The organism is Deefgea chitinilytica, assembly GCF_016881405.1.
Taxonomy (GTDB): Bacteria; Pseudomonadota; Gammaproteobacteria; order Burkholderiales; family Chitinibacteraceae; genus Deefgea; species Deefgea chitinilytica.
Genome location: NZ_WOFE01000010.1, coordinates 92261 through 100273, shown reverse-complemented (window position 1 = coordinate 100273; position 8013 = coordinate 92261). Strand labels below are relative to the sequence as shown.

At 50.8% G+C, this 8013-nt stretch carries 6 protein-coding genes; all 6 read right to left on the bottom strand.

What is annotated here, in order from left to right; translation table 11 throughout:
* Positions 1 to 172 precede the first annotated feature (172 nt).
* Positions 173 to 1336 (bottom strand): THUMP domain-containing class I SAM-dependent RNA methyltransferase, encoded by a 1164-nt coding sequence (locus tag GM173_RS14500; RefSeq protein ID WP_308439610.1) that lies wholly within the window; start codon positions 1334 to 1336, stop codon positions 173 to 175.
* A 31-nt stretch (positions 1337 to 1367) separates the two neighbouring features.
* The gene (locus GM173_RS14495) at positions 1368 to 4193 is read right to left on the bottom strand and encodes an ATP-binding protein (RefSeq protein ID WP_203572105.1); all 2826 of its coding nucleotides are present in this window, start codon (positions 4191 to 4193) and stop codon (positions 1368 to 1370) included.
* Positions 4193 to 4852 carry a hypothetical protein gene (locus GM173_RS14490; protein ID WP_203572104.1) on the bottom strand — a complete coding sequence of 220 codons (660 nt, stop codon included), beginning with the start codon at positions 4850 to 4852 and terminating at the stop codon, positions 4193 to 4195. The genes GM173_RS14495 and GM173_RS14490 overlap by 1 nt, the downstream gene beginning before the upstream one ends.
* Positions 4852 to 6135 carry a hypothetical protein gene (locus tag GM173_RS14485; RefSeq protein ID WP_203572103.1) on the bottom strand — a complete coding sequence of 428 codons (1284 nt, stop codon included), beginning with the start codon at positions 6133 to 6135 and terminating at the stop codon, positions 4852 to 4854. Before GM173_RS14485 ends, GM173_RS14490 begins: the two co-directional genes overlap by 1 nt.
* A 231-nt stretch (positions 6136 to 6366) precedes the next feature.
* Positions 6367 to 7527 carry a GTPase ObgE gene (gene obgE, locus GM173_RS14480; protein WP_203572102.1) on the bottom strand — a complete coding sequence of 387 codons (1161 nt, stop codon included), beginning with the start codon at positions 7525 to 7527 and terminating at the stop codon, positions 6367 to 6369.
* Between the two features lie 189 nt (positions 7528 to 7716).
* Entirely contained in the window at positions 7717 to 7998 is a 282-nt protein-coding gene (gene rpmA, locus GM173_RS14475) for a 50S ribosomal protein L27 (RefSeq protein ID WP_173533190.1), read from the bottom strand.
* Positions 7999 to 8013: the final 15 nt, after the last annotated feature.

Below are 8013 nucleotides of genomic sequence, written 5' to 3'. Positions count from 1 at the left end.
TGACCGAGGCACGTCAACACCTAAAGACAAAGAAAACCCAAGCAAGATGATAAGTTGTTGATTTAAATAGGAAGCAAATCGACGAAAAACTGAAGTAAAACTACAAATACAAAAGGGCGCTGCCGCGCCCTTTTATTAAAATCTTTGCCATAAACCAGTGAAGCAGCTCCAATTATTCTGCTTTTGGCTTATCTCGGTTGCCGCCAGCCACCATTTTATATTCAAACAAGCGACATTCTAATGGGCCATTGAATAAAACCGTACGTTTTGAAGCCTTTAAACGCATATGTTTTGGCATGTCCAAATCTGCGGTGAGAAAATAAGTGTTCCAACCAGCAAAGCGCTGCTTTAATACAGTAGCCCATTGTGGATATAAAGTTGCCAGGTGCTCTTTTTCATCCATCCGCGCACCATATGGTGGATTGCAGACCCAGATGCCGGATTCAGCAGGCGGTTTTGCATCGAGTACATTCAATTGTTTTAACTGAATACTCTCTTGCATACCCGCTGCTTCGATATTCGCTTTAGCATGAACCAGCACCGTGCTTGATACATCACTCCCCATAATGAGATTCGGTGCAGCGCTCAACTCTTGTGCTTTTGCTTCTGCCAAAATACTTTGCCAGAACGTTTGATCGAACATGCGCATTTTTTGGAATGCAAACTGGCGATCTTTACCCGGTGCAATGCGACGCGCCATCATCGCGGCCTCAACCAAGAAGGTACCGGAACCGCACATTGGATCGTAAAACGCCTGATCCGGCGTCCAACCACTGAGCGACAAAATCCCTGCCGCCAAGTTTTCACGCAATGGCGCATCACCAGTTTCTACACGATAACCACGTTTAAACAGCGCCTCTCCCGAAGTATCCAAGTACAGCGTGACCGTTTTTTCCGACAAATAAGCATGGATTCGCATATCCGGCGCTTCAGTATCGACACTTGGGCGATTGCCGCATTTCAAGCGAAAACGGTCGCAAATACCATCCTTTACCTTTAAAGCAATGAAATTGGTACTGCGCACTGGCGAACGCACCGCTGTAACGCTCACTTTAATGGTGTTATTCACAGAGAAAATCTCCGCCCATTCAGTATCACGCGCCAAGCGAAAAATATCATCTTCGGAACGATAAGGTTTTTCAACTAACTTCCAGAGTACACGGCTGGCTACACGAGAATACAAATTAGCTTTGTACATCAAAGTCCATGGGCCAGAAAAAGCCACGCCGCCATCGGTCACGTGGATTTTCTTTGCCGCTAGGGCCTCAAGCTCTTTTTCCAGCACAGTTTCAAGGCCGCGTGGGCAAGGAGCAAAAAAATTAAAAATTTGTAGCACTGAGTTCTTCTTTTAAAAACTAAATCGTTGTTTACACTTTACTCGCATCAAACACATTTTGCTCGATACGACGGCGCGTTTGCATAATGAGCGGCGCCCAAGTTTCGCCCGGACGCTTTTTCCGCGTTGTTAAGGTCAGTTCAGCTGGTCCATACACATTGGTATTGTGAGTCAGTGGCGTGGTAATCAAATATTGTGCATTCGTCGCTTTCAGGAACGCGCCGACGCGGTCAATATTGAAAATATCCAAATGCGCGAATGGCTCGTCGATAAACACAAAGCCGGATGGATTGCTTTCGTCCATCATTAAACCAATCAACAGAATGAGCGATTTCATCACCTGCTGACCGCCTGACGCTTCGCCATCGTTCAAACCCATCATGCCTTTTTGATCGAAATTGAAACGTGCCGTCAGGCCAGCCTGCGCCAGCACCACATCGTCGTTTTCCAGATGTGGCATATCGAGTTCAACGTCAATCCCTGCCAACTCACCCAAACCTTTAACATTTCGGCCATACGCACGCACTGTTGCACGTAATTTATTAATATACGCAGCGCGTGCTTCGTCGGTCAGCTGCGCGGTGCGCTCCACCTCTTGCCGGTGACCGACCGACTCCCCCTCCAGCGCTTTGTAATCATTAAGCAACTTATCGCGGCGCTGTACGATGGTTTCGTCTTTTTCCCAATGCGCTTGGCTGAGTTGCTCGGTCTGACGCGCAATCATATGGCGCACTTCGGACACACTGTTGTAGTCTTCTTTCAACTGGCGCAATGTCGCTGGCACCAGCCAAGCAGGCAAGGCTTTTTCTTTCAAAACGCGAATCATGCCGAGTTGACGACTGATTTCATTGCGTTGGCGCTGTAATTGCGCCTGCATTTCATCAATCGCACGCTGCAATTGATCACGCTCGATTTCAATTTTTTGCGCGCCCAAACGCAAATCAGCACGACCTTCGCGTGACGATTCCAGAGCGGCTTGCGCTGCGGCCAATTCCGCGCCCAAACGCTGCACAGCGGCTTGCTCTTCTGGGTAACGCGCGGCGGCTGATGCCAATTCCGCTTGGCGGCTCGCCAATTGCACCACAGCTTGCATACCCATCAGCTGCTGAGTAATCGCCGCGATGTCGCGCATTAAGCTACTCAGGTCAGCTTCTTTATTCAGAATTTCTTCGTTTAATGCTTTCAAGCGCGAAGCGATGTCCGATAAACGCGTATGCCGTGCTGCTTCACCAAAGGCATAATCACGGGTATCAACCCCAATAAAACGTGCACCGCGGCGTTCGCGCAGATACCCCTCACGCGTAATCCAGTCACCATTAATCCGAGCCCCCGCCTCAACAGATTTTACGCGCTGAATGCCATTCAATTGCCGCGTCAGCCATGCAGGCACCGGGGCTTTAAAATCAAGAATTTCTAAAATCGAACCCAAGGTCGCACGCGGCGCAGGCTCACGCTCAGACACAATAAAGCTACGATAACGCAAGCGTTCGCCCACTTCCCAAGCGCGCTGCTTATCCGCTTCGCGCTGCAACAAGATCAAATGCTTCGATGGCGCGAGCAAGGCTTCTACCGCATCTTGCCAAGTGCTGTCTTTCACTTCGCAAATTTCAGTCAGCAATTGATGCGGAATACCGGCCGCATCGAGTGCTGAGCGCATTTGCCGCACGAATTCTGGCGACGGCGCTTTACCCGCTTGCAACGCAAATTGCGCTTCAGACAATTGTTGACGTTCTTCTTTGGCATTTTTTAGCCACAGCTTCAAATCGCCCTCTTGCTGCTTGAGCTCAGCCAAGCGGTCATTCAAGCCAACGGCATCAGCACCATGCTCGCGCTCAGCGAGTTCGCGCAAGCGCTCACCTTCTTTAATCAGTTTTTCGGTATCGCGCGCGGCATCGCGCACCGCTTGGAAAGCCTGAAACTGCAAATCATAATCGGCCTTACTTTGCGATTCGCCTTGCAAGGTTTGCTGCGCAGCAGTGCGCGCCACCGCAAGCTGCTTTTCCAGCTGCGCCAAATCACCACGGCGATGCCAGAGGCTACGGCGGTTTTGCTTAAATTGCGTCAAATAAGTCCGCAAGTTTTCCTGCGCCTCGGCCACTTGCAGCGCCGGAATCACTTCTTGCTCCAGGCGTGCGGTATCCGTGGTCAACGAACACCATTCCAGATAGCTACTGGCACGCAGACGGAAACGCTCAACGTCCAAACCAAGCTGCGACAGTTGCTGGTTCATCTTATCCAACTCACCCTCGGCCTCACGCAAACGCAGTTTGGCCTCGCTGTAATGATCGAGCACTTCTTTGTCGCCAAATACCTGAAACACTAAATCCAACAGTGTTTTAGGGGAGTATTCGCATAGCTTATCGGTATCACCTTGCTCCAAGGCCAATACCTCAGCAATAGCCGGAGTTAAACCCGCCTGCTCCAAGCGGCGGCGATAATCACCCACCCCCAGCCATTGCAGATTATTCTCGGTCGTACCATCGAGCGGAGCATCACCTTCGGCAATCGCATACTGCCGCACCCAGTCACCACCCTGCTTTTTAATTCGGCAAAACAACGTCACCGTCTCACTGGCCAGCGGGAAAAACAAATACGGAAAAAAACCACCGCCAGTGCGCTTTGGATTGCTCACCACCGCACGCAACCACGCGATATTTTCTTTGTTATTACGCACATAACGCTTGTAATCACGACGACCCGAGCATTTCAGCGCCAACATCGTTCGCAGTGCATCGAGCAGCGTGGTTTTACCCGAACCATTGGGCCCCACCACCGTCACAATCTGCGCATCGAGCGGCACTGAAATTCTTTGCCAGAAATCCCAATGCACCATTTCCAAAGTTTTAATCTGGAACATTAGTTTTCCTCCGTTTCTGCAATGATCTGCGTATCAGTCAACTGCAAAATATCCGCCAGCGCGCCATTGATAATGCGTGGCGCGAGTTTGGCGTAGTCGATCATTAGATCGAGTAGCGGACCTTCGTGAATCATCCGATTGCGGCGCACCACGAAGCCCAGTTTCGAAAGTTGCGCCAAATTGGTCGCAAAGCGCATTTTACCGCCAAGCACTTTGCCAAAATCCGCGTACAGCGCGTCTTCCGAGATGCCTTGCGCCACGCCTTCACCATGCTCAATCGGTTTTTCCGCGCCAAACATATCGCTTTGATCTTCGTTACCGACTTCAACGCGGGCGATTTGCCGTTCGCGTTTAGGCAAAATAATCAGCGCCCACACTACAACCAGCAGCGCAATCCCATCGCGCGGCAAACCCATATTGTTCGACAGCCAGTTTTCACCTTCACCAAACACCCATTCTTCCATTTGCGGCTGCAGCGCCACCGCGATGTGTTCGGCGTAAGGATTTTCCAATAATTGCAGACCGCAATCGGCCAGACGATGCTCAAGTGACTCACGAAACGCTTCGTCAATCAAAGCGCGGCGCGCGAGCGGGTCTTTGCGTAATACAAAACGCTGCGCCAGTAGGCGAGCGACTAAAATATTCAGGGCTTGATCCATTACTTATCAGCCTTATTCAAAACAGTAGACAACAGTCGCCCAGCGCTAATGCTGGCGACTTCGGGATGATCGGGCTCGTGCAATTCGCCGCTAATTTCAATGCTTAACGGTAATTTGACAATTTCGGCGACGATGCTTTTTTCTAGCGCAGCTTCAGCGTCACCGAGCAGCGACAACAGCGAAAGTCGATATGCCGTTTCTTTGTAAGTCGGGGCCAGCACGGCTGCTGGCAAATCAGCAGCTAGCCCGTTCGCGGCCATGTGCTGCAACTCTTCATACAAAGACTCGGCGAGCAATAATCGTTCGGCCTCAATCTCGCCAACCACTTGCGCCGCCGCACCCTGCGGCATTTCACTGACGACATTCACCGGGCGCTCGCGCTCCAAAATTTCAAACTCGGTAATATCCAGCAGTACGTCCGAGACGACAAACGCGGGTTCGGGATGGAATAAGACCAAATCGCGACCTAAATCAGCGAGTTTTTCCTGAGTTTGCTGGCGCAACCAATCGGCGACATTGGTCGTCGATAAGCCCGACTGCCCCAAATGCACACGCTGCGATGCCAATTCAGACAAGCGACGATGAAACACCGAGGTCAAACGCAACATTCTGGCTTGCGCCAAGGCAATCGATTGGGCGATTTGATACACGCGCGGATCGGTTTCTTCATCGGCCAACACCGTGCGAATCACATCGGTACCTTTTTCAACCCACTGCCAGACTTTTTCGAGTTTTTCTCGCGCGGCGCGAATTTGGAATTCGGATTGCGATTCAAGTGCGGTTTCAAAATCGGCGTACAACTCATTCAAACGTGCGAGCAGATTGAGCAAGACTTCATTCGACACTTGGCCGAGCGATTGCCCCGCCGCCACTTGCGATGTCAAATAGCCAAGTTCAGCATCGCCCTCGGCAAACTGTACCACCGTACCCAACGCTGCCAGCGCAACGCGGCCAGATTCGGACATCGCATAGAGTTGCTCGTCGCCATCCCAAATCAGCAGCCCGTTTTCGCGCAGGCGCTTGAGTACCGTATCGAGCTTGATCGAATTTAAATAAGAAAAATGCGTTTGCAAATCTTGCGGCGACCAGCGCGGCGCATCAGCGCGCGCGCCAATTTCACGCAAAATCAACAACCGAACCAGCACTTCATCATCGCCACCGCGAAACAGCGTAATAAACGCATCTAGATAATGCCGAGCGCGCAACAGACTCGCCATCGACGGCAAATCGTCCGGCGCAAAGCCATTGGCAAAAAATTGGGAGAGATCGTTTTCGTCTTGCATGGGAATGACAAAATTCAGGGAGGAGCAAGGCTAAAGCTAAACGGCGGGAAAAACAATCAAAAACATTGCCACCTAACTGACATTTTTCAAGCAACCTCGGGGAAATTATAAAAAACAAAGGGTATATGAACGCAGGCTTTTTCTAAAAAGCACTACAAGCATATACCCATCTATTTCAACCTGCGTTACTAAAAAACACAATACCGATCTTGGTGTCGCGTCCTCAGCAAATTACTTCACATCACGCGCTTCAAGTGCCGCAGCGCGGGCGGCGAGTAAGGCAGCTTTTTCGGCGGCCAAGCGAGCGGCTTCGGCTTCGGCCTCTTCTTTAGCGATTTTCTTCGCGGCTTCGAGGTAGTCCATAATCGCGTAGGTTAAATCGCGGCAGCCTTCACCGGTTAAACCAGCGATGACAAACAAGCGTGGTTTCAGTGGCTCGAACTCGGCGTATGGATTGTCCGTGCCGGCATCCCAGCCATAGGCCTCCAAAAAGGCTTTCACGCGTTCTTCGCGTTCGTCTTCGGGAATCATGTCGACTTTATTGAGTACCAACCAGCGTGGCTTGGTGTAGAGCTCTTCGTCGTATTTACGCAGCTCTTCAACAATCGCTTTGGCTTCGGCGACGGGATCGGTTTCCGAATCAAATGGTGCCAAATCCACCAAGTGCAGCAAAATCCCGGTGCGTTGCAAATGCTTGAGGAAACGATGACCTAAGCCTGCGCCTTCGGCGGCACCTTCGATCAAACCGGGAACGTCGGCAATCACAAAACTGCGATTCTCATCGATGCGCACCACGCCCAAATTCGGGTGCAAAGTGGTAAATGGATAATCAGCCACTTTCGGTTTGGCAGCAGAAACGGCGCGAATAAAGGTCGATTTACCCGCGTTAGGCATACCGAGCAAGCCCACGTCGGCCAGTACTTTCAATTCCAAACGCAAGTCACGGCGTTCGCCTTCAAAGCCCGGCGTGGTTTGGCGCGGCGCGCGGTTGGTCGATGATTTGAAATGCAAATTACCAAAACCGCCAGTACCGCCTTTGGCAATCGCCACACGCATGCCTTTGGTCGTTAAATCGGCAATGACTTCGCCGCTTTCAACATCGGTAATCACGGTACCAATCGGCATCCGCAATTCGATATCGTCACCGCCTTTACCGTAGCAATCAGCACCGCGGCCATTTTCGCCATCGCGTGCTTTGTATTTTTTTTGAAAACGGTAATCGACCAGCGTATTGATGTCTTCATCAGCAATCGCCCACACCGTGCCACCCTTACCGCCGTCACCGCCATCCGGGCCGCCGCGCGGAACGAATTTTTCACGACGCATACTGGCTGAACCATTGCCGCCTTTCCCGCCGATCACTTCGACGCGAGCTTCATCAATAAATTTCATACACTTCTCCTACCGATTTTATTCAAACTATTGGGTATTTCACTGCAAGCGAAGTGGCTTGCTAGATGGAGCTATATACCTACTAAATCCATCGAGCAAACCGCTTAGACTTAAACCAGCATAGTATCTTAAACAAAAAAAGCCCTATCGCATGGACAGGGCTTTCAAAACTAGCTAAGAAGCCGCAAATTAAGCAGCAGCTTCTTCTTCGCCAACGTATGGCAATACAGTTACGGTGCGGCGTTTCAAAGCGCCTTTCACTGCGTACTGTACGTAGCCATCGCATTTAGCGAACAAAGTATGATCTTTACCCATACCTACATTGTCACCAGCGTGGAATTCAGTACCACGTTGACGAACAATGATTGAACCTGCAGGGATCAACTCGCCGCCGTATACTTTGATACCGAGGCGTTTTGATTCTGAATCACGACCGTTACGTGAACTACCACCAGCTTTCTTATGTGCCATTATTTAGCTCCTTAA

What these genes read in the sequence shown, in the direction of transcription:
- GM173_RS14490 (WP_203572104.1), bottom strand. Translation starts at nt 4,852, where the DNA reads ATGGATCAAGCCCTGAATATTTTAGTCGCTCGCCTACTGGCGCAGCGT.
- obgE (WP_203572102.1), bottom strand. Translation starts at nt 7,527, where the DNA reads ATGAAATTTATTGATGAAGCTCGCGTCGAAGTGATCGGCGGGAAAGGC.
- rpmA (WP_173533190.1), bottom strand. Translation starts at nt 7,998, where the DNA reads ATGGCACATAAGAAAGCTGGTGGTAGTTCACGTAACGGTCGTGATTCA.
- GM173_RS14495 (WP_203572105.1), bottom strand. Translation starts at nt 4,193, where the DNA reads ATGTTCCAGATTAAAACTTTGGAAATGGTGCATTGGGATTTCTGGCAA.
- GM173_RS14485 (WP_203572103.1), bottom strand. Translation starts at nt 6,135, where the DNA reads ATGCAAGACGAAAACGATCTCTCCCAATTTTTTGCCAATGGCTTTGCG.